Consider the following 20,906-nt stretch of genomic DNA (forward strand, 5'->3'; position numbering starts at 1 on the left):
CCCCCGGAGGGCCGATCTCAGCTTGCGCGCTTCATCCCCATGACGCGGGCGCGGGCCCGTGGGTCGCTGTCAAACAGGGCGGCAAGCTGTTCTGTCATGGCCCCGGCCAACTGTTCCACATCCGTGATTGTCACAGCCCGGTCGTAATAGCGGGTGACGTCATGACCGATGCCGATGGCCAGCAACTCGACCGCGCGCTTGCGTTCGACCATGGCGATCACGTCGCGCAGGTGCTTTTCAAGGTAGTTGGCGGGGTTCACCGACAGGGTGCTGTCATCGACCGGGGCACCATCGGAAATCACCATCAGAATCTTGCGCGCCTCTGGGCGATGCACCATGCGGCGGTGCGCCCATTCCAGCGCCTCGCCGTCGATGTTTTCCTTCAATAGGCCTTCCTTCATCATCAGCCCCAGATTGGGGCGGGTGCGGCGCCATGGGGCGTCAGCGGATTTGTAGATGATGTGGCGCAGATCATTGAGGCGACCGGGCTGGGCCGGGCGACCATCGTTCAGCCATGCCTCGCGGGCAAGGCCGCCTTTCCACGCGCGGGTGGTAAAGCCGAGAATTTCGACCTTGACGTTGCAGCGTTCCAGCGTGCGGGCAAGCACATCCGCACAGATCGCTGCGATGGAAATGGGGCGGCCACGCATGGATCCGGAATTGTCCAGCAGCAGCGTCACGCAAGTGTCACGGAATTCTGTGTCTTTTTCGACCTTGAAGGATAGGGGCGTGGTCGGGTTGGCCACAACGCGCGCAAGGCGACCCGCATCCAGAGTGCCTTCCTCCAGGTCGAACTCCCAGGACCGATTCTGCTGAGCCTGCAGGCGGCGCTGCAGCTTGTTGGCCAACCGACTCACCGCACCTTTCAGCGGCTCAAGCTGCTGGTCCAGATAGGCGCGCAGACGCTCCAACTCGACCGGTTCAGCTAGGTCTTCGGCGGCAATTTCCTCATCATGTTCAGAGAGATAGACCTGATAGTTTGGGTCGGCCTCGGACATGGGTTGCGGGGGCGGAGGTTCAAGCGGAGCCTCGCCATCAGGCATCTCGGCCTCTTCGCCAAGCTCCTGATCGGCCATGTCATCCATCGACACTTGGGCCTGCGACGCATCCTGCTGTTCTTCCTGCGACGATTCAGGCGAGGCGTCCTCGTCCTCCTGATCCTGATCGTCCTGTCCGGTGCTGTCGGGGTCCTGATCCTCGTCCTGACCTTCTTCGGCCTCGTCCTCCTGATCCTCGTCGATCTGGTCGGGGTCATCACCCAACTGATCGCCATAACCAAGGTCGGAAATCACCTGCCGCGCGAAACGGGCAAAGGCGGACTGGTCGTCCAGAATGTCGTCAATGTTCTCAAGTGTGCCGCCCGCCTGATCCTCGATAAAGCCGCGCCACAGGTCCATCGCGTTTTGCGCGCCACCGGGCAGATCGCGGCCCGTGGCGAGGTGACGGACAAGGTAGCCCGCGGCCGCCGCCAAGGGCACGTCGCTGGCCTGTTTGACCTGATCATAGCCGCGGCGCATCGCGTCATTCTTGATCTTGGCGTCGATATTGCCTGCGGTTCCGGGCATGTCCCGCGCACCCATCGCCTCGCAGCGCGCGGTCTCCATCGCCTCATACAGATCGCGGGCCATTTCGCCTTGCGGGACATAGCGCGCATGGGTCTGGCCATTGTGATAGCGGCGGTGCAGGGCGAGGGCGTCAGCAGTACCGCGCGCCAGCATCACCTCGTCCCGCGTCATGCGGCGGGACACCTGCGGCAAGCGCATCGCATCGCCCGACACGCCCGAGGGGTCGACCGAATAGGACACGTTCAACTCGGGATCATTCGCCATGACCTTAGTGGCCTCGGCAAGGGCCTTTTTGAACGGATCGGCGGGGTTGTCGTTTTGAGTGCTCATGCAGAACCGCCTACGGAATGGTCAGACAGGGTGGCGCGCCCGGTTGCGAGATCAACCAGCACAGCCACATGAATATCAAGGGCGTCGATGACTTCATAGCCCACGTCGCGCCCGTCAAAGGCAAGATTGAGGTCCGTGCCCGCCAAAATGACCGCCTGCGCGCCCTTTTCGGCCACCAGTTTGCGCCCTTCTTCGACAAAAAAGGCGCGCTGCGCGTCAGTGCAGGCACCGATAATGGCCATATCGGTATAGGCCGTTCCAACACCGTCGACATCGTCGGGCACCACGGCACCAGTGCGTTCGAGCTGACCATAAAGCTGCGTGCGCATGACCACGCCTGTGCCCAAAAGCCCCACGGTGTCATAACCTTGCGCGGCAAAGTGCGCATCGAGCGGGGTGACCGCACTCACAAGCGGCAAGCTGGACAGCGGGATCGTCTGATCAAAACAGAAATGCCCGCCCAGCGACGTAATTGCGGCACAATCTGCGCCTGCTGCCTTCAGCCGATCAATCAGAACCGCATAGGCCTGCGCCTGCGCTTGCGTGTTTCCGGCAAGGTTGTTGGTCAGCAGCGTATCCACATCCGCATTCACGATTGTCAGGTCCAGCGGAACTCCCGCCGCGCGCATTGCCGCGCTGAGACGTTGGTAGTAGGAAATTGTGGCCGCAGGACCAATGCCGCCGATCAGGCCGATATGCATCCCGCCTCCGCGCCCTAACCCAAGCTCACGCTCGCCGCTGATTCCGGCAGTTCCTCGTCAAACAGGCGCTGATAGAACTCGGCCACGGTCTGGCGCTCCAGTTCGTCGCATTTGTTGAGGAAAGACAGGCGGAAGGCATAACCGACATTGCGGAAGATTTCGGCGTTTTGCGCCCATGCGATCACCGTCCGGGGTGACATCACGGTCGAAAGGTCCCCGTTCATGAAGGCGGTGCGAGTGAGGTCGGCGACCGTCACCATTTGCTTGACCGTCTTGCGCCCCTCGGCGGTGTTGTAATGCGGGTTCTTGGACAGAACGATGGCCGTCTCTGCATCAATGCTCAGGTAGTTGAGCGTCGCCACAAGGCTCCAGCGGTCCATCTGGCCCTGGTTGATCTGCTGCGTGCCGTGATAGAGGCCCGTCGTGTCGCCAAGGCCCACCGTGTTGGCGGTCGCAAAGATGCGGAAATAGGGGTGGGGTTCGATCACCGTGTTCTGATCGAGCAGTGTCAGTTTGCCGTCCACTTCCAGCACGCGCTGGATCACGAACATCACGTCCGCGCGGCCCGCATCATATTCGTCAAACACGATGGCGCAGGGGTTGCGCAGGGCCCAGGGCAGGATTCCTTCTTGGAAATCAGTAACTTGTTTGCCGTCGCGCAACTTGATCGCATCCTTGCCGATCAGGTCGATCCGGCTGATGTGGGAATCGAGGTTCACCCGCACCGCAGGCCAGTTCAGACGCGCGGCGACCTGTTCGATATGGGTCGATTTTCCCGTCCCGTGATAGCCTTGGATCATCACGCGGCGGTTGTGGGAAAACCCGGCAAGAATGGCGAGCGTGGTATCGGGGTCGAACTTGTAGGTGGTGTCGATCACGGGGACGCGGTCGCTGGTCTCTGCAAATCCTTTGACCATCATATCGGTATCAATGCCGAACACCTCGCGGACGGAGATTTCTTCGCTTGGTTTTGCATTGATATCCATCGCGCCGTCCGCCATTTCGCCGTTCCTTAAAGCTGTTTGCGCGCCCGGTTTGGGCGCGCTGAACGTGGTGCAACATAACGCGCGGAAGGGCAAGGGGAAGGGGGGGATACGGCGCATAAAGTGCACGACCTCTGCACAAGCCCCGCCGCAGACTTGCACATCCGCGCGCCATAACGGGCTGGTCAGTAACGAAAAAGGATAACCTCGATGCAATTCATGACTTCTCCCGCCCGGCTGCGTTGTGCCGCACTTATGGCCATCACCGGCGGCGCCGTCTCACAAACCATGTCGATCTGGGGCGGCGATTTGGCGCGGTTTCTGCCGCCGATGCTGGTGATGATTTGCGCAGGCGCTGCCGGGGCGGGGCTGGCAGGTCTGCTGCTTGCGGACGGGTTTGGTCGCAAGGGAGCGTTTGGTATGTTGTGGTCAGTCCTTGCATGGCCCATCGCGACTGCGTGCGGGGCTGTATTTGGTGCTGCAACGTTGGCGATCGAGTGGATGCGCAGCCCGGTTCAGATGGTTGCACATGCACTGGAACATGGAGCGCCGCTTGGGGTGATGGCTGTCGCAGACGGCATTGCCACCAGCCCCGCCGTGGCGGGTGTCTGGTTGGTGTCAGGGGTCGCGATGCATTACGGCGCCCGTATCGAGCGCGCCGTAATCACTTGAAATTACGGCTGTCCTTGATCTGGTCCCAGGCCCAGACGACCTCTTGCAGCTGTTCTTCCTGACTGCGATCCCCGCCGTTCATGTCGGGGTGCAGCACCTTGATCAGTGCCTTGTAGGCCTTGCGCACGTCGGCCTTGGTCGCATCTGCCGTGGTCTCAAGGATTTCGATGGCCCGCTTTTCGGTGGGGGGCAGTTTGCGGGCAGCCGCATTACCGCCGCGCCCGGGGTTCTGGGTCGCGTTCTTGCCCAGCACCTGATGCGGGTCCTCGATGCCCAGACGCGCCCAGGCCCGGGCCTCCGGATCGCTCATTGGTTTGGTGGCGCGTTCCCACACCTTGTCCTTGGACTGCTGCGCGTTGATCTCGGCCTCGGTGGTGCCGTCGAAAAAGTTCCATTTCAGGTTATATTCGCGTACGTGCTGCTGGCAGAACCAGAAAAAATCATCCAGCACGTCGGGCGCTTTGGGCGCGCGGAACTTGCCCGCCTCTTCGCACCCATCGTGATCGCAAATACGGGTCGACGTCTCGGACGCGCCCGACATGCCACGACGGCCCCGCGGATTCTTCTTTTTTGCCGACGAGACGGACATATCGAAACCAAAAGGGTCAGACTTGCGCATGGGATGGTCCTTTTCGACTCAGGCGCTCAAGTTTAGGCTATGAGGGCGAGGATTGAAGGGGGTCGGAGAAAAAAATGTCAGTGCGGCAGGAAATAGAAGACAAGTTGCGCGCAGCCTTTGCGCCGCGCGAGATTGCGGTGGTGGATGACAGTGCCAGCCATGCGGGCCACGCAGGGGCCCCGGCAGCTGGAGAAAGTCACTTTAACGTCATTCTGCGCAGTGCTGAATTCAAAGGGAAAAGCCGTGTTGCCCGTCATCGGGCGGTGCATGCGGCACTGGGTTCGGACACAATTGGGCGCATCCACGCCCTTGCGCTTGATTTGGACGTTTAAGTTAGGCGTTTAAGCATCTGATTTTGATGCATTATCGCGATCTGTAAGACCTTTCAACGACGCTGTGACGTCGAGAATGTCCTTGGGCCCGTCATTTGCACTTTTTTGCGTATCGTCCGGTGCGTTTGGGCCCTCTTGAGCGGGCGCTTCGGGCGTGCTTTGCGCAACGGCGGGTGGTGTTTCGACACGCTCAGGCTCAGTTACCTGCTCGGCTTCGGTTTCCGCGACGGCAGGCGGCGGCAGAAGTTCGGGTTCGAAATCGTCCATCACCGCGCGAGCCTGACGGCGAAACACCAGAACATTGCGCCATTCCGTGGTGCTGCCCGTCAGGCCAGACCGTTCGACCGAGGGCAGGGTTTCGGCGCGCTGGTATTGCCACCCTTCGCCGCCCATCTCGTTCATCAGCCCCTCAAGCGCGTTGGCAAACCGCCCCTCGGGTCCCTTAATTCCGCGCCCTTTGACCCCTTTGGTCGGGGCCGGAACGACCTTGTATTCCCACGCTGACATATCATGCCCTTCATTTGCTTTGGCGCGCATATAGCGGGGCCCGAGGCTGGTGAAAAGCCCAGCTGAACCGGTCGGCATCATCCGCAACCCAAAGGGCACAGCGTAAGGACGGGCGGGGCCTAGCGTCGTCTTAAGCCGATACTGGCCCCGACACGGGGCGGTCGGGGCAGGCTGGCATGCGCCTCCGCGAGGGCCGTGACCTTGCTCAGCACGTCATCCGGCATCGGCGCCACACGCGGCCCTGACTGATCCACATGCAGCGTCAGCGCCTCGCCCGTGGCGGCCAGCCAGCCGTCTTCGTGCCAGAGTTCCTGATAGTAATGGAACCGCTTTGCATCGAAATCGATCAGCTGGAAGGTGACCGTGACCGCATCGTTTACGTGCAATTCGCGCAGATAGCTGAGGTGAAATTCGGCCACATAGGTCGTGTTGCCGGTCCGCGCATGATAATCTGGGCCAAAGCCCATCAGAGCATAGACCTCGTCCGCACATTGATCGAACAGGACGTTGTAATAGGCCATGTTGAGGTGGCCATTATAGTCGATCCATTCGGGTTTCACGGTCATGACCGAGGATCGGAACGGGCTGGTTTGGGACACTTGGGCGGCCTTTGCAATCAACAGTATGGATCGGCAAAGTCTAGGTCAGACCCGCAGGCTTGGCCATGGCGTAAGGCGATTGCGCACCACTCTCACGGTGATACCTTGCGCGGCAAGCACCAGCAGGACATGCCCCATGAGCGACACCGAGGTTCAGGCCCAATACGAGGCTTATCCCTATCCCGAACGCAAGCCCACGGACGAACGCAAGCGACTGATCACCGGCTCGCCCTCGTTGCCGGTCGAGATGGATCACTGGCTGTGGGGTGGGGCGCGCGACTGGTCGCGCCCTTTGCGCGCGCTGATCGCTGGGGGTGGCACGGGGGACGCATTGATCCAACTGGCGCAGCTGCTTCGGGACGCGGGGCGGCCTTACGAGATCACCTATCTCGACATGTCCGAGGCTGCGCGCCGGATTGCGGAAAAGCGCGCGCAGGTGCGTAAGCTCGACGGGATCAGCTTTGTCACGGGATCGTTGCTGGATGCGGGGGAACATGGCGCATTTGACTACATCGATTGTTGTGGCGTGCTGCATCACCTCGCCGATCCGCAGGCCGGGTTTGACGCCTTGGCAGGCGCTTTGGGACCCGAGGGCGGGATGGGATGCATGGTCTATGCACCGCATGGCCGGTCAGGAGTCTATCCGTTACAAGCTGCATTTGGTACATTGTTTCAAGGGCTTGCGCCGGAAAAACGCCTCAAGCAGGCCAAGCGTATCTTTGCCGCCCTGCCGGATGCCCACCCGTTCAAACGCAACCCGCGGCTGGTTGATCACGAGAAGGGCGATGCGGGGTTTTATGATCTGCTGCTGCACGGGCGCGACCGGCCCTTTACCATCACCGAATTGCTGAGTGCGCTCGCGGAGGCGGGCCTTGACTATGCGGGCAGCCCGGAGCCGATGCTCTACGATCCGACACCGCTAACCGGCGATCTGCCTGCGGGGATGGACCAAGTCGCGCGGATGCAACTGGCCGAGGACCTGCGCGGCACGTTCAAGACCCATGTGGTATATGCGAGCAAGTCAGGCCAAGTGGTACCGCCACCTTTGGGGCATGGCGATGCCGTGCCGCATCTGCGCGGCGTGGCTCCCGAAGCGCTGGCGGCGCATGTCGCTGAGACAGGCCAGATCACCATCGACACGGCGGGCGAGGCGTTCACCTTTAACGTGCCGCGCACCGCTGCCGGTGCCATCGCGCTTGTGGACGGGCGGCGCGACCTTGAACAGATCGGGCGCGGGCAGGACGGGTTTGCGCCGCTCTGGGCGCAGGTCGAGGCGGCGCTGTGCGGCTCGGGCATGATGCACTATTCGCGGATATTGGCCGTTTGATCCTTCGCCTTACCTGAACCGGGTGCCGCTCTCGCGCATCCCTTTGGGATACGCTGCCGCGCACTCAATCCAAAAGCTGTTTACGAGTTCAGTTTCTTCGAAACCAACTCGTTTACCGCTTTTGGATTGGCCTTGCCCCCCGTCGCCTTCATCACCTGACCCACGAACCAACCCGCCAGCTTGGGATTTTCCCGCGCCTTTTCGACCTGCGCGGGGTTGGCGGCGATGATCTCGTCCACGGCGGCCTCGATCGCGCCGGTGTCTGTGACCTGCTTCATACCGCGCGCTTCGACCACTTCGGCCGGGTCTCCGCCTTCGGAATAAATGATTTCAAACAGGTCCTTGGCGATCTTACCCGAGATGTCACCCTTGGCGATCAGGTCCACGATCCCGCCCAATTGCGCAGGGGACACCGGGCTTTCGGTGATGTCGCATTCGTCCTTTTTCAAGCGGCCAAAGAGTTCGTTGATCACCCAGTTCGCCGCCTGTTTGCCGTCGCGGCCCGTCGCCACGGCCTCAAAATATCCAGCCGTGTCCACGTCTGCTGTCAGCACCGATGCGTCATAATCCGTCAGCCCGTAATCGCCCATGAACCGCGCCTTTTTGGCGTCTGGCAGCTCGGGCAGGGACGCGGCGATGTCATCCACCCATGCCTGTTCTATCTCAAGCGGCAGCAAGTCGGGATCGGGGAAATAGCGGTAGTCGTGTGCTTCCTCTTTCGAGCGCATTGAGCGGGTTTCACCCTTGTCCGGATCATACAGCCGCGTTTCCTGATCCACTTCGCCGCCGCCCTCAACAATGCCGATCTGGCGGCGCGCCTCGACTTCGATGGCCTGCTGGATAAAGCGCATGGAGTTCATGTTCTTGATCTCGCAGCGCGTGCCGAGATGCGAAAAGTCCTGTGTTTCCTGATACTTCTCGTACTGCCCGGGCAGACAGATCGACACGTTCACGTCTGCACGCAGGTTGCCGTTCTGCATGTTGCCGTCGCAGGTGCCGAGATAGCGCAGGATCTGGCGCAGCTTGGTGATGTAGGCCGCCGCCTCTTCGGGGCCGCGGATGTCGGGGCGGGAGACAATCTCCATCAGCGCCACGCCTGTGCGGTTGAGATCGACAAAGGACATGTTCGGGTCCATGTCGTGAATGGACTTGCCCGCGTCCTGTTCCATGTGAATGCGTTCGATCCGCACAAGGCGCTTTTTGCCAAGGTCCGGTCCGGGGCCCATTTCCACCAGCACTTCGCCTTCGCCCACGATGGGGTGGTAGAGCTGGGAAATCTGGTAGCCCTGCGGCAGGTCGGGATAGAAATAATTCTTGCGGTCAAAGGCCGAAGTCAGGTTGATCGCTGCCTTGAGGCCGAGCCCTGTGCGCACCGCTTGTTCCACGCAGAATTCGTTGATCACGGGCAACATGCCGGGCATGGCCGCGTCCACAAAGGCGACATTGGAATTGGGCTCCGCCCCGAAGGTCGTCGAGGCCCCGGAAAACAGTTTCGCATTCGAGCTGATCTGAGCGTGCACCTCCATCCCGATCACCAGTTCCCAATCATGTTTGGCACCGGCAATGGTTTTGACTTTGGGGGTCTCGTAGGTCAGGTCCAGCATCGCTCGTCTTTCCCGAAAATACAGCACTGATCGGGGAATAGATCAGCCATTTGCGCGCTGCAAGGGGGCGCGACGATTGCACCTCTTGGCCGGGGCGGCATTTCAGGCAAAATGCCGGGGCCATGGACATTCGCGAAACAACAGCCCCCGCCGACAGCCTGATTGCCCCTTTCCGGGCGCAAGAGGCGCATCATACCGACTGTTTCGAGGTTGAGTGCGCGTCAGACGTGACGCTGCCCAACTACATCACCGCCTTTTACACGCAGCCGCTGTTTCGCGCCGAACGGCTGGTGCTGCGCGTGGCCGCGCGCGCGCCATCGACGGATGCGGATGTGGCGGCCCTCGCTGCCGGAACGGCCGACCGCTTTGCGGTCTGGCGGGTTTCTGAGCGGCGCGAGACCGAAATTTTCCTCACCGACAGAAGCGGGCGCACCTGTTCGTGGCTACAGGTGGGGGCAGGGGTGCTGCGTTTTGGCTCAGTCGTGGTGCCGGTGCGTGGGCGCAACGGCAAGCTGACGCTGGGCCCCGTGTTTCACAGCCTGCTCGGCGCACACAAGCTTTATTCCCGCGCGCTGCTTGCGGGGGCCGCGCGGCGGGTTTGCTAGCTTAGCCTTATTTGTAGCAGTGGAATACGTTGGCCTTGGTGATCGGCACGCCGTAATTGGACGTCGATCCCGACACCTGTTCGTACAGGATCTTGATCCCGGCCTTTTTCATGATGGCAGAGAGCTTTTTCTTGTCGTCATTGCCAAGGTTCTTGACCGACACGTCCTGCGCCTTGCCACCCACATGGGGAAAGCCCGGGGATTTGCCCGCCTGGGCGAGGATCGCCTTTTTCCACCAGGCCAGTTGGTCCTTGTCGAGATCACCGCGTTTCTTCGGCAGTTCCTTGAGTTTGAACTTGGCCAGAAAGCGCGCCTTGATGTTCTTGTAGTTCTTGGCCCGTTTGGGCTGCAGGATGATGTCGAGCTGATCCTGCCAGGTCCGGTTGCCGGACGTCAGATAGGCCTTGCCCTTGAGTTTCGGATTTTCCTTCTCAAAGGTCGCAATCGCTGCCTGCACGTCACTTTTGATACCCATACTTACTCTGCTTCCTTATCCTAAAACGCCTTGAAATCGGATGAACTGAAAGGTTTCGACGACCTCGCCTGACCGCATGACGTCGACGACGAAGTGGCGGTAGATATGCTGAGCGATCGTGATCCGCTCCCATTCCGACAGGCGCAGCTGGCCGCCCTCGATCGGGACATGGGCCAGAATGCGGGCATCGTCCAGTGTGGGGATTGCGCCGATGGGGCTTTGATCAGGATCATACGGGGTGTCAAAAGCGTCCCTGTAGGCGGCGCGGAAGTCTTCGCGATAGGTGGCGACCTCGGCCACTTCGGCAGGGCTCATATCCCGGGGTTTTCCGGCTTGCGCGAGGTCCACCGGCCCCGCAATGGCCCCGGTCCAGCCCAGGACTGCGCCTGCTGCGATGCCGCTGCCGGCGCGGTAAAGGCCGAGGTGATCTGGAACGTCGCAATTGTCCGGCATGCCGCGGTCAAAGACGTCCAGACCGGACGTCGTGATCGGTTCACCCGCGCGCCCGCAGCGCCCAGACTCCGAAGGTGCGTTTTCTGCAGCCGCAGGATGCACGCCGCGCGCAATGCGGTCGAGATGGGCCGGGGTGGACGTGGCCCCTTCGCTCAGCGGCACAAGTGTCAACGTGTCGGGCCAAGACGTCTGATCCGCGTCTGGCGCCATGAGATAGATCGCGCCCGAAGGGTAGGCTTGCCCCAGCATGGGCGTCTGGGCCAAAGCGGCCAATGGAGCGAGACAGGTGGCGAGGCTCAGGGCAAACAGGCCGCACTGGAGATCAAACAAACGCATACAGGATTCCCCGACTTGGACCTCAACCCTAGATCGAGTTTTGTGTACCTGCAACGGCTTACAGCGCAGTTTGTTCGATAATCGGGGTCGATGCACGGCGCGGCGCTCAGATGATTGCAGAGGTCAGCTTGCACGCGTCTCAAAGCCGTGTTTGGTGAACAGCACTTCGTAACCGGCGGCCAGTTCGTTGCGGAACAGGGTGCGCAGGAAGTGCATCGCGTCCGAATGGCCCGAGGCGGCAAAGCGGTCGGGGCAGCGCACCCGCAGCGCATTGTCAAAGCCGCGCGCGGCATGGGCCCACAGCATCGGGTGCAGTTCGGTCAAGTGGTCGCGCACAATCCAGTCTGCAGCCTGTCCGATCTGGGCGCGGGTATAGTCGGCCTCGTCATTGCCGGTCTGGGTCGCGCCCATCGTGTTGGCGCAATAGGCCAACAGCAGGTTCACGGTGTGCTGATCGTTGCTGTTGCGCAGGATGTCGCGCAGCCCGTCCAGAAAGAATTCAAGGTCGACCTGCGCACAGGCCGTGGTGTCGCTGGAAATGGCGTCGAACATGGTCCAAGCATATCCGCCCGCGCCCCAGATATCATGGGTGCGCCCGGCGGTGCGGCGCGCCTCAAGCTCGAGCTGTTCATGGCTGCCGTTCCAGCGTGGCAGCATCTGCGCGCCAAACGCGCGGTAACAGCGGGCATTTCTGGGGTCGAGGTCGATCCACGTCTCGAACCGGCGGGCCACTTTGCGGGTTGGTTCGGTCCGCCCGGCGCAAAGCGCACAGTGCGCCGCTGCGATCAGAGGCGAATCGAGCGCGGCGGCGTCAAAATCCGACAGGATGCTGGCCGCGCGGTCGAAATGCGCAGAAAACGCTTCGAGATTGCGGGCGGGCACTTCGATTTTCCACGCCGTGCCGCGCCAGGCCCAGCCCAGATCGACATGGGCCAGTGCGACGATGGCCGCAAGCACCGGGTTTTCGGGATGTTCGGAAAGCACATGTTCCAGCGCCTCGATCCCGGCCATCAGGGGGGCGTCATGGGCAGGGCGCCCGTTCATCAAGGCGTGTTCGGCCGCACTCACCACATCGCTGCGCGCGCCAAAGGCCAGGATTTCGGCCACAGGCATGCCGCCGGGCGTCTTGACCCGGTTTGCGTCCGCCGTGGCGATTTCATCGGTCAGTTTTTCCCAGTCCTCGAGGCGGGCCAGTTTCTGGCCGCGCACCTGATGTACATCGCGCGCGCGTTCCTCGGCGGTCGGGTCGGGGCAGGGGATGGTCAACCCGCTTTTGGCCCGCGTGGGCGCTGGCAGCGGCATGGGTTTGGGGGCGTGCACAGGCTGCATCACCCCATCATGGGCCATCTGCATCCGGTGTGTTTTGAGTTTGCCTCGAAAATGCGCGATCGGCGCAAAAATGAGTTCTGCGATGGCCATGTGTACTTCCCGACTGGTTACTGCACATGAGATGCCATCAGATTGGGTCACAATCGGGGCGCGGAATGGACATGTTCACGCAGCTTTGATGAACTTTTGCATCAACTCAGCGGCCTATTGAGACAATCCCGCCCCAATCGGTGGATTGTTGCCCATGTCGGGCGAATAGGGGGTCGAAAACGCTCTTTTCTGGACAGGGGACAGGGCGCGCACTCATACTGCGCCCCATGTTTTGGAATGGACCCTTTTTGATGGCCTGTGCGGCGGCAGGCGCCCTGATCCTGACCGGCGGTGCCCGGGCCGAGACCGGGTCTGTGCCCGTACCTGTCCCAGAGATACAATCTGACGTAGAAACAATAACTTCCGCGCCGAATGCGGCGCTGGCGGCCGTGCGTCCCCGCCTGCGCGAACGCGATGTACCCGCCACCCGCTGGACCCATCAGCCCGGTCACATGGTCTGGAACCGCGCCGCACTGAGTGCGCTCAAGACCCATGGCCGCGCGCTGGTTCAGACCGTCCCTGCGGATATCGACACGTGGTGCCCGCACTACCCAAAAGCAACCGATGCGCAGCGCCGCGCCTTTTGGCTGGGGTTCATGTCGGCTCTTGCGAAATATGAAAGCACTTACAAGCCGCGCGCGGTTGGTGGCGGCGGGCGCTGGTACGGGTTGCTGCAGATCCTGCCCGCGACGGCGCGCGGGTATAAGTGTAATGTAGGCACCGGGGCTGCGCTCAAGAACGGGGCGGCCAATCTCAGCTGTGCGGTGCGCATCATGGCCGAAACGGTGCCCCGCGATGGGGTAATCTATGCCCCCGGCGGGCGCGGCGTGGCGGCGGACTGGGGCCCGATGCGGGCGCGGGCCAAACGCGCCGATATGGCCGGGTGGCTCAAGCGTCAACGCTATTGCATGCCTGTGTCCGCGACCCGCCCCGCCCTGCGGCCTGTACGCGTGGCCTCTGACTGAAAGGCGCGCCTGACGGCGCACGCGATGCTTTGCCCCCGCCTCCGGCAGGTGCGTTTTGGCGCCTCAGGGCGATCTGATTTCCGCAATGATCCGGTCCCAGACTTGCGGATAGGTCAGCAGCAAGAGGTGTCCATTCTTTGCAATCAGGTGCAGTTTGGCGCCCGGCAGCGTGTCGACAAAGCGCGCCGTGATCCGGGGTGGAAAGACCGGATCGACAGCCCCGTGATAAAAGTCGAGCTGCGCCCCGCTGAGCCGTTCGGGGTTTTTGTTTCGCCATTGCCTGAGCGCGCGGGTGTGCCGCCGCCCAAGCCCGCGACTGGGCAGTGTGATCCGGTCGTCATTGGCCGCCACCAGCGCATCCGCGGCCTGTGCCACTTGCGGGTCGGTTTCGGCACCCGGCCCATAGGCGAGCCTGCGGTAGTATTCGAGCCAGACCACGCGCGGTTTGAGGCTGCCTGCACGCGCCGCCGCTGCGACCGTGCCCGCAGCCCCGCGCACCCCCGCCAGCACCGGTTGCGGCGCGGGCAAGGCGGTCGAGATGGCGTGCAGATGCACTTTGGTGTTCGGGCTGGTCTGGCGGATCACCTTGGCCGCCTCGATCGCGATCACGGCCCCGGTCGAGTGTCCGACAAGGTCGATGCGCACGAGGCCGTTTTCCTGCACCAGCCGTGCGATGCGCTGGGCGGCGCGGTCGATATCCACCCATTCCTCTTCGGGCCGGCCGTCATAGCCGGGCAGGCGGTAATAGGCGACGGCACGGTTGCGGCTGGCCACCGCATCAAGCGGGAACAGCACCCGGATCGAGGTCAGCGCGCCGGGGATGGCGACAACCGCACTGTTCGCTCCCTCCATGGCGGTCGCGTCAAACTGCAAAGGGTCAGGGCCGCCCCGCTGTTCCGGCACGGCACAGGCGCTGATCAGGAACGCCATGAGCAAAAGGGCCGCGACCCTCATCCCAGCAGCGAAAAGTGATGGCGTTCGACCTTGATCCCGCGCTCGCTCAGCTCTTTTTCGAACGTCTCGGATTCAGGTGTGCATTCCAGCGGCAGGCGCACTTTGCGCCCGGTGACCAGCACAGCGCTTGAACGCACGGAAAAATCGAGCCGCGTGTCGAGCCGCATGTGGCTGATCTGGTTCCACGCGATCTGCCCTGTCCGCCGCCCGGCAAACCAGCTGAGCCCGTCGGGACCCAGCGCAACCCCTGACCGACGCCCCGCAATCAGATCATAGAGGGCAGGGGCGGTGCACAGACCAATCAGCCCGGCGATCCAAAGCGAGGCATCGAGAAACAGAACAGCCGCAAGGATCGCGGCCCAGACCAGCAGCACCGCCACCAGTGTCTTGCGGTTGCGCCCGCTGGTCTCGTAGGCGTAAGGCGTCATGCGGGCCTCAGCGCCCGCCCGTCACATCCAAAGTCGAGCCCGTGACATAGCTCGCCTCGGGTGAGGCCAGCCAGAGAATGGCGCGCGCAACCTCTTCGGCGGAACCTTCACGCTTCATCGGGACCATATGGGCGAGGCGCTGGGCGCGCCCGGGCTCGCCCCCTTTGGCGTGCAGTTCGGTGTCGATCAGGCCAGGGCGGATGGACATGACGCGGATATTGTCGCCCGCCACCTCGTCCGACAGCCCCTTGGTGAAACAGTCGATGGCGGCCTTGGAGGCGGCGTAGTCGACATATTGATTGCCTGACCCCAGACGTGCGGCGGCGGACGAGATGTTGACGATCGCCCCCCCTGTGCCTTGCGCCTGCATGCGGATCACGGCCTCTTTCGCGATCAGCATCGCGCCGATCACGTTCACATTCATCATCCGCGTCAGGCGGGCGTGGTCGATGTCGGTCAGCTTTGCCGTCTGATCCACGATCCCTGCATTGTTGATCAGCACGTCGATCCGGCCAAAGCTGTCATCGACTGCCTTGTAGATCGCCGCGATATCGTCGGGCTCAGCCACGTCCCCCTGGGCCAGCACAACCCGCGCGCCCTGCGACTCTAGGTCTACCTTGACCGCCTCGGCGGCGGCGGTGTTGCTGCGATAGTTCAGGACAAAGTCGTAACTGCCCGCAGACAGGCGTGCGCAGGCGGCGCCGATTCCGGCAGAGGCACCTGTGATCAGGCAAATGGGGCGTTGGGTCATGTGGGCGGGCCTTCTTTTGTCGCTTAGTGATGTGTTTGGGGGGTGGTGTAGATGTGATAGCCGTCCAGATCCGCTTTGCCCACCTGCGCACCGGCTGCACGCAGAGTCGCGTAGCCAAGGGTCAGGTGGAACTGTGCATTGGGCAGGCCGAACAGCAGGGCATAGTCCTGGCCGTTCTGGGTCAGCGTTGCCTCGCCCGCGATATGGGTGATCTCGCGGTGGACGGCATCGTCGAAATCGTGCCGGGATATGGTGTCGAGCATGAATGTCATGTCCTCAGCCAGTGCCACGATCAGCCCGGCATCATTGTCAAAGGGCAGTTCAGGCACATCCCGCCCGAGCAGCGGCAGCACCGTGCGCGCCACAAAGCCAAGCGCGCAGCAGAAATGTTCGCCCCCCGTGAACCCGTCCTTGGCCAGCCGGGCAGAGAGGGGTCCTGCATCCTCAAGCCGGTCGATCAGGCGCGGAACGGCCTTGGAGAGCCGTTTCAGGGGCGGGACGGTGGCGTCATAGAGGTCCATGGTGCGGCCTTTGGCGAGTGTCGGAGCAGGGGCTTATGCTCCGATGCGGTTTGTCTGGTGAAATGATGCCCGGATCGGGCGCGGGTCAGGCCTCGCGGATGCGGGTGATCATTTCGGTGGTGTCCCGGCTGAGGTCCGGGGTTGCGGCGATGCGATCAAGTTCCTTGCTGATCATCGACTGGCGGATCGCATCATAGCGCCGCCATGTCTGAAAGGCCGAACACATCCGCGCGGTGGTCTGCGGGTTCACCGGGTCAAGCTGGATCAGCCAGTTGGCCAGCAGGCTGTAGCCCGAGCCGTCCTTGGCGTGGAACCCTGCGTGATGCATCGACAGCGCCCCCAGCGTCGCGCGGAAGCGGTTGGGATTTTTCCAGTTGAAATCGGCATGTTTGGTCAGGGCCGAGGCGGTGTCGGCGGCGTCATCGGGCTTGGCCTCGATCACCTGCAGGCCGAACCATTTGTCCATCACGAGGCGGTCGTCCTTCCACTGCGCCTCGAACCGGGCCAGCGCGGCATCACCGCGCCCGGCACGGATCAGGTTGGCAAGGGCGGCAAGTTGCTGGGTCATGTTGTCCGCAGCATCATATTGGGCCTGCGCCTGATCGCCGCCATCCTGCCGGGTCAGCAGACCGAGGATCGTGTTGCCAAGCGCACGTCGGCCCGCCTGTGCGGCATTGGGCTGGAACGCCTCGCTCACCTGGTAGGCCGCATAGAGCCCCGCCAGATCGTCGCGAATGTGATCGGACAGCGCCTGTTTCAGCGTGTTGACCGCCACCCAGATCGCATCCGGATCGGGGATGTGGCTTTTGCGGTGGATGTCAGCGGCCAGTTCGGACTGGCCGGGCAGGTTCACCATCAACGCGCGATAGGCGGGATCAAGGTGGTCATCCGCAAGCACCTTGGCCACGCCGGTGACCCATGCCGGGTCCGGGGCGGCGCCGTCCAGAATGGTGGCCATCAGCGAGGCGCGGGCAAGGCTGCGCCCGGCCTCCCACCGGTTGAACGGGTCGGTGTCATGGGCCAGCAGAAAGGCGTGATCGGCGGCGTGGTCCAGCACCACGGGCGCGGAAAATCCGCGCAGGATCGAGGGCACTGGCTGGGCTGCTAGGCCGGGAAAGGAGAATGTCTGGCTCGCCTCGGTCAGTTCCAGCACTTGCGTCGGCATCACCTCGTTCCCGTTTGGGCCAAGCAGGCCCACTGCAATCGGGATCACCAGGGGTTGCGGGTCGGGTGTGGTGGCCGAGGGCGGCGTGGTCTGGGTGAATTCCAGCGTATAAGTATCGCCTGCGAACCGTCCCGTGGCGCTGACCTGTGGCGTGCCGGCTTGCGTGTACCAGCGTTTGAACTGCGACAGATCGCGGCCCGTTGCATCCTCAAACACCTTCAGCCAGTCCTCGATCGTGCAGGCCTGCCCATCGTGGCGGTCAAAATAAAGATCAAGCGCGCGCCCATAGGCGTCATCCCCCACCAGCGTCTTGAGCATCGCGATGACCTCGGCGCCCTTTTCATAGACGGTGGCGGTGTAAAAGTTGTTGATCTCCTGAAAGCTGTCAGGCCGGACAGGGTGGGCAAGCGGGCCCTGATCCTCGGGGAACTGGCGGCCACGCAGGTCGATCACGTCGCCGATCCGCTTGACCGGGGCAGAGCGCATGTCGGCCGTGAACTGGCTGTCGCGGAACACGGTCAGCCCTTCCTTGAGGCAGAGCTGAAACCAGTCGCGGCAGGTGATCCGATTGCCCGTCCAGTTGTGGAAATATTCATGGGCGATGATCGCCTCGATCCGTTCGAAATTCATGTCGGTGCTGGTTTCGGAGCTGGCGAGCACGGCTGAGGCGTTGAAGATGTTGAGGCCCTTGTTCTCCATCGCGCCCATATTGAAATCGTCAACGGCGACGATGTTGAACACATCCAGATCATAAGCGCGGCCATAGACCTCTTCGTCCCATTTCATCGAATCCTTCAGGGCCTGCATGCCAAAGGCGCATTTGCCCTCGTCCCCGGGACGCACATAAAGGGCAAGATCGACTTTGCGCCCTTCCTTCGTGGTAAAGCTGTCGCGATGGGCAACAAGTTCCCCCGCCACCAGCGCAAACAAATAGGCGGGCTTGGGCCACGGGTCATGCCATTCGGCCCAGCCCTTGCCTGAAGACACCGGATTGCCATTGGACAAGAGCGTGCCGTGGGGGCCGTTTATGCGCACGGTGAATGTGCTCATCACATCGGGGCGGTCGGGATAAAAGGTGATCTTGCGAAACCCTTCGGCCTCGCATTGGGTGCAGTACATGCCGTTGGAGAGATACAGGCCCTCAAGCGCGGTATTCGCCGCAGGATCGATCTGCACTTCGCATTCCCATGTAAATCCCACATTGGGCACATCACAGGTCAGCCCCTGATCGGTCACGCTGGGTTTGACCACCTCGCCGTCGATCTTGGCCGAAATCAGGTTCAACGCCTCGCCGTGCAGGAAAAAGGTGCGGTCCGTGGCGTCCGGATTGGGCGCAAAACGGATGCGCGAGGTCACCCGCGTCGCGGACGGGGCCAGATCAAAGGTCAGGTGGACCTCCTGCACGACAAAGCCGAACGGCGTGTAGTCTTTGAGGTAGATCGTCTGGGGGGCCGCGTCGCGCATGGGGTCGATCACTCTTTTTGGGAATTGGAGGATACCGGTGTCTCGGGGCGACGGTAGTGCGCGGCTGCGCGGGCTTCAAGGTGAAGCGCGCGGGAACGCGGGCGGGTGCCCGCGTGTTGGTCCGACTTGAAAGCGAAAGGTCGCGCGCCACCCTTGCGCTAACGCGTTGGGGTCCGCACCCGGCATCGCAGATGAAACAGAAAGGATATGTCATGTCATCGACCGACATCAGTGTTGAAAAGCAGACCCGCCGCCATCGCCCCGCACTGCTGGGGATCGGGATTGCGGTTGTCTCGACCGTCGTGGTGATCGCCGGGCTGGTCGCCTTTGGGGCGGGACCGGGCATTGACGAGGCGTCGAGCGGCGAGCCGCAGAACGAAGCGATGCCGATGATCTCGCAGTAACCCAGTGAGTTTGGCGCGCCACACCATCAGCAGGGACCAACGGCCATGACATCGGTGATGTGGTTCAAGCGGGATTTGCGGGTTGAGGACCATCCGGCCCTTGCCCGCGCTGCCGCCTATGGTGATGTGATCCCGCTTTTCGTGTTCGAACCGGACTATTGGACGCAACCGGACGTTTCTGGTCGCCAGTTTGCCTTTGTACGCGAAAGCGTGGAGGCGCTGGCCGCCGCTTGCGCCGCGTTGGGCGCACCGCTGGTGATCCGAGTCGGGCGGGTTGTGGATGTGCTGGCAGATATCCGCACGCAGGTTCCTTTTGACGCCCTGATCAGCCATGAAGAGACTGGCAGCGGCTGGACCTATGCCCGCGACAAGGACGTGGCGACGTGGTGTGCGGCCAATGCGGTGCGCTGGGAAGAACTGGCGCAATCGGGCGTCGTGCGCCGTCTGAACGGGCGGGATGGATGGGCCAAACGGCGCAACGCCTTTCTGCGCGCCGGGCAGGAGGCCACGCCCGAGCGGATCAGTGGGCCAGCGTTGGACAATGACGCCGTGCCGGACCTCACAGCTCCAGACCATTGCCCCGACCGTCAGGCGGGTGGGCGTGACAACGGTCTGACCCTGCTCGACAGCTTTCTGATGCAGCGCGGACAGACCTATCGGCGCGACATGTCTTCGCCCGTGACCGGAGAGGGTGCCTGTTCGCGCCTGTCCCCATACCTTGCCTTTGGGTGTCTCTCGGGGCGCGAGGTTGCGCAGGCCACAGCGGAGCGTCAACGCGAGGTGCAAGGCACGCGGGCAGGATGGGGCGGATCACTCAAATCCTTTCAGGCGCGGCTCGCTTGGCGCGATCACTTCATGCAAAAGCTCGAGGATGAACCGGCGCTGGAGCACCGCTGCCTGCATTCCGCTTATGAAGGGCTGCGCCCAAAGATTCCGGACGCTGCGCGACTGGCCGCATGGGAAAAGGGCGAAACCGGCATGCCCTTTGTCGATGCCTGTATGCGCTACCTCGCGGCCACAGGCTGGATGAATTTCCGCATGCGTTCGATGCTGATGGCCGTGGCCTCCTATCACCTCTGGCTCGATTGGCGGGTCACTGGCTTGCATCTGGCGCGCCAGTTCACCGATTTCGAGCCGGGCATTCACTGGCCGCAGGTGCAGATGCAGTCGGGCACGACGGGGATGAACACGGTGCGCATCTACAACCCGGTCAAGCAGGGGCGCGATCAGGACCCGACCGGGGCCTTTACCCGCCGCTGGTGCCCGGAATTGGCCGAAGTGCCGGATGCGCACCTGCAAAACCCGTGGACATGGGACGGGGCGGGGACCCTTCTGGGACGCGCCTATCCCGAACCGATTGCCGATGTGGCCGAGGCAGCGCGTGTTGCGCGCGAACGGGTCTGGGCCGTGCGCCGGGGCAATGCGTTTCGGGCAGAAGCTGTCCGGGTGATCGACAAACACGCCAGCCGCAAGGACAGTGCGGGCCATTTCGTCAATGACCGCGCGCCCAAACGTAAGGCGGGGGTGTCCCCCGCCCGCGACAATCGCCAGATGGGATTCGATTTCTGATGGGGCGCATGCGCAAGACATCCGAGCTGCCGCAAAAGACCTGCCCGGTCTGCGCCCGCCCGTTCAGTTGGCGCAAGAAATGGGAGAAGGTCTGGGACGAGGTCAAATACTGCTCTGACAGGTGTCGTCGCGCCGCGCGCCGCAGTTGAAAAGGGCGG

General features: G+C 62.5%; 23 protein-coding genes. 8 read left to right on the forward strand and 15 right to left on the reverse strand.

Annotated features, from left to right (window positions below):
* Nucleotides 1-17: 17 nt before the first annotated feature.
* Genes cobT through cobS form a run of 3 tightly spaced genes read right to left on the reverse strand, consistent with a single transcriptional unit; the run spans nucleotide 18 to nucleotide 3,597 of the window.
* The gene (gene cobT, locus Q1A89_RS06275) at nucleotides 18-1,895 is read right to left on the reverse strand and encodes a cobaltochelatase subunit CobT (RefSeq protein WP_299725004.1); all 1,878 of its coding nucleotides are present in this window, start codon (nucleotides 1,893-1,895) and stop codon (nucleotides 18-20) included.
* Complete coding sequence (locus Q1A89_RS06280) at nucleotides 1,892-2,596, reverse strand: aspartate/glutamate racemase family protein (RefSeq protein WP_299725007.1); 705 nt, start codon at nucleotides 2,594-2,596, stop codon at nucleotides 1,892-1,894. The genes cobT and Q1A89_RS06280 overlap by 4 nt, the downstream gene beginning before the upstream one ends.
* 14 nt (nucleotides 2,597-2,610) lie before the next feature.
* The gene (cobS, locus tag Q1A89_RS06285) at nucleotides 2,611-3,597 is read right to left on the reverse strand and encodes a cobaltochelatase subunit CobS (RefSeq protein ID WP_299725009.1); all 987 of its coding nucleotides are present in this window, start codon (nucleotides 3,595-3,597) and stop codon (nucleotides 2,611-2,613) included.
* A gap of 192 nt (nucleotides 3,598-3,789) precedes the next feature.
* Here cobS and Q1A89_RS06290 point away from each other — a divergent pair, with 192 nt between their 5' ends.
* Nucleotides 3,790-4,251 (forward strand): hypothetical protein, encoded by a 462-nt coding sequence (locus tag Q1A89_RS06290; RefSeq protein WP_299725011.1) that lies wholly within the window; start codon nucleotides 3,790-3,792, stop codon nucleotides 4,249-4,251.
* Here the strand turns inward: Q1A89_RS06290 and Q1A89_RS06295 are convergent.
* Nucleotides 4,244-4,870, reverse strand: a complete 627-nt coding sequence (locus Q1A89_RS06295) for a J domain-containing protein (protein ID WP_299725013.1) — start codon at nucleotides 4,868-4,870, stop codon at nucleotides 4,244-4,246. The two genes, Q1A89_RS06290 and Q1A89_RS06295, sit on opposite strands and share 8 nt — an antisense overlap.
* Before the next feature lie 74 nt (nucleotides 4,871-4,944).
* On the opposite strand from Q1A89_RS06295, the gene Q1A89_RS06300 reads away from it, so the two are divergent.
* Nucleotides 4,945-5,202, forward strand: a complete 258-nt coding sequence (locus Q1A89_RS06300) for a BolA/IbaG family iron-sulfur metabolism protein (protein ID WP_299725015.1) — start codon at nucleotides 4,945-4,947, stop codon at nucleotides 5,200-5,202.
* Between the two features lie 9 nt (nucleotides 5,203-5,211).
* Here the strand turns inward: Q1A89_RS06300 and Q1A89_RS06305 are convergent, their stop codons facing one another.
* Nucleotides 5,212-5,709: a DUF4177 domain-containing protein gene (locus tag Q1A89_RS06305; protein WP_299725017.1), complete on the reverse strand. Its 498-nt coding sequence runs from the start codon at nucleotides 5,707-5,709 to the stop codon at nucleotides 5,212-5,214.
* Between the two features lie 119 nt (nucleotides 5,710-5,828).
* Nucleotides 5,829-6,275, reverse strand: coding sequence for a thioesterase family protein (locus tag Q1A89_RS06310; RefSeq protein ID WP_299725019.1), 447 nt, complete (start codon nucleotides 6,273-6,275; stop codon nucleotides 5,829-5,831).
* 169 nt (nucleotides 6,276-6,444) lie between these two features.
* Between Q1A89_RS06310 and Q1A89_RS06315 the strand changes: the two genes are divergently transcribed.
* A complete protein-coding gene (locus Q1A89_RS06315) occupies nucleotides 6,445-7,635 on the forward strand; it encodes a class I SAM-dependent methyltransferase (RefSeq protein ID WP_299725021.1) in 1,191 nt (396 codons plus the stop codon).
* An 80-nt stretch (nucleotides 7,636-7,715) separates the two neighbouring features.
* Here Q1A89_RS06315 and gatB read toward each other — a convergent pair whose 3' ends face one another.
* Nucleotides 7,716-9,239 carry an Asp-tRNA(Asn)/Glu-tRNA(Gln) amidotransferase subunit GatB gene (gene gatB / locus Q1A89_RS06320; protein ID WP_299725023.1) on the reverse strand — a complete coding sequence of 508 codons (1,524 nt, stop codon included), beginning with the start codon at nucleotides 9,237-9,239 and terminating at the stop codon, nucleotides 7,716-7,718.
* 122 nt (nucleotides 9,240-9,361) lie between these two features.
* Here gatB and Q1A89_RS06325 point away from each other — a divergent pair, with 122 nt between their 5' ends.
* Nucleotides 9,362-9,844, forward strand: coding sequence for a hypothetical protein (locus Q1A89_RS06325; RefSeq protein WP_299725025.1), 483 nt, complete (start codon nucleotides 9,362-9,364; stop codon nucleotides 9,842-9,844).
* 7 nt (nucleotides 9,845-9,851) lie between these two features.
* Here Q1A89_RS06325 and Q1A89_RS06330 read toward each other — a convergent pair whose 3' ends face one another.
* The 3 genes from Q1A89_RS06330 to Q1A89_RS06340 all read right to left on the reverse strand — a co-directional run bounded on the left by Q1A89_RS06330 (nucleotide 9,852) and on the right by Q1A89_RS06340 (nucleotide 12,527).
* Nucleotides 9,852-10,319 (reverse strand): hypothetical protein, encoded by a 468-nt coding sequence (locus Q1A89_RS06330; RefSeq protein WP_299725027.1) that lies wholly within the window; start codon nucleotides 10,317-10,319, stop codon nucleotides 9,852-9,854.
* Nucleotides 10,320-10,334: 15 nt separating this feature from the next.
* Entirely contained in the window at nucleotides 10,335-11,108 is a 774-nt protein-coding gene (locus Q1A89_RS06335) for a hypothetical protein (protein WP_299725029.1), read from the reverse strand.
* Between the two features lie 123 nt (nucleotides 11,109-11,231).
* On the reverse strand, nucleotides 11,232-12,527 hold the full coding sequence (locus Q1A89_RS06340; protein WP_299725031.1) for a hypothetical protein: 1,296 nt from the start codon (nucleotides 12,525-12,527) through the stop codon (nucleotides 11,232-11,234).
* A gap of 227 nt (nucleotides 12,528-12,754) precedes the next feature.
* Here Q1A89_RS06340 and Q1A89_RS06345 point away from each other — a divergent pair, with 227 nt between their 5' ends.
* Nucleotides 12,755-13,492 (forward strand): transglycosylase SLT domain-containing protein, encoded by a 738-nt coding sequence (locus Q1A89_RS06345; RefSeq protein ID WP_299725033.1) that lies wholly within the window; start codon nucleotides 12,755-12,757, stop codon nucleotides 13,490-13,492.
* A 63-nt stretch (nucleotides 13,493-13,555) separates the two neighbouring features.
* On the opposite strand, the gene Q1A89_RS06350 is transcribed toward Q1A89_RS06345, so the two are convergent.
* The 5 genes from Q1A89_RS06350 to pepN all read right to left on the reverse strand — a co-directional run bounded on the left by Q1A89_RS06350 (nucleotide 13,556) and on the right by pepN (nucleotide 18,775).
* Entirely contained in the window at nucleotides 13,556-14,422 is an 867-nt protein-coding gene (locus Q1A89_RS06350) for an alpha/beta hydrolase (protein ID WP_299725035.1), read from the reverse strand.
* A gap of 20 nt (nucleotides 14,423-14,442) precedes the next feature.
* A complete protein-coding gene (locus tag Q1A89_RS06355) occupies nucleotides 14,443-14,874 on the reverse strand; it encodes a hypothetical protein (protein ID WP_299725037.1) in 432 nt (143 codons plus the stop codon).
* Nucleotides 14,875-14,881: 7 nt separating this feature from the next.
* Nucleotides 14,882-15,625: an SDR family oxidoreductase gene (locus Q1A89_RS06360; RefSeq protein ID WP_299725039.1), complete on the reverse strand. Its 744-nt coding sequence runs from the start codon at nucleotides 15,623-15,625 to the stop codon at nucleotides 14,882-14,884.
* Between the two features lie 23 nt (nucleotides 15,626-15,648).
* On the reverse strand, nucleotides 15,649-16,146 hold the full coding sequence (locus Q1A89_RS06365; protein WP_299725041.1) for a DUF1993 family protein: 498 nt from the start codon (nucleotides 16,144-16,146) through the stop codon (nucleotides 15,649-15,651).
* An 85-nt stretch (nucleotides 16,147-16,231) separates the two neighbouring features.
* Complete coding sequence (gene pepN, locus Q1A89_RS06370; protein WP_299725043.1) at nucleotides 16,232-18,775, reverse strand: aminopeptidase N; 2,544 nt, start codon at nucleotides 18,773-18,775, stop codon at nucleotides 16,232-16,234.
* Between the two features lie 191 nt (nucleotides 18,776-18,966).
* On the opposite strand from pepN, the gene Q1A89_RS06375 reads away from it, so the two are divergent.
* The 3 genes from Q1A89_RS06375 to Q1A89_RS06385 are packed head-to-tail and all read left to right on the forward strand — an operon-like array spanning nucleotide 18,967 to nucleotide 20,897.
* The gene (locus tag Q1A89_RS06375) at nucleotides 18,967-19,179 is read left to right on the forward strand and encodes a hypothetical protein (RefSeq protein ID WP_299725045.1); all 213 of its coding nucleotides are present in this window, start codon (nucleotides 18,967-18,969) and stop codon (nucleotides 19,177-19,179) included.
* Nucleotides 19,180-19,224: 45 nt separating this feature from the next.
* On the forward strand, nucleotides 19,225-20,748 hold the full coding sequence (locus Q1A89_RS06380; protein WP_299725047.1) for a cryptochrome/deoxyribodipyrimidine photo-lyase family protein: 1,524 nt from the start codon (nucleotides 19,225-19,227) through the stop codon (nucleotides 20,746-20,748).
* Nucleotides 20,748-20,897, forward strand: coding sequence for a DUF2256 domain-containing protein (locus tag Q1A89_RS06385; protein WP_299725049.1), 150 nt, complete (start codon nucleotides 20,748-20,750; stop codon nucleotides 20,895-20,897). Before Q1A89_RS06380 ends, Q1A89_RS06385 begins: the two co-directional genes overlap by 1 nt.
* The last annotated feature ends 9 nt before the right edge of the window (nucleotides 20,898-20,906 follow it).

It is taken from the genome of uncultured Tateyamaria sp. (genome assembly GCF_947503045.1).
GTDB lineage: Bacteria > Pseudomonadota > Alphaproteobacteria > Rhodobacterales > Rhodobacteraceae > Tateyamaria.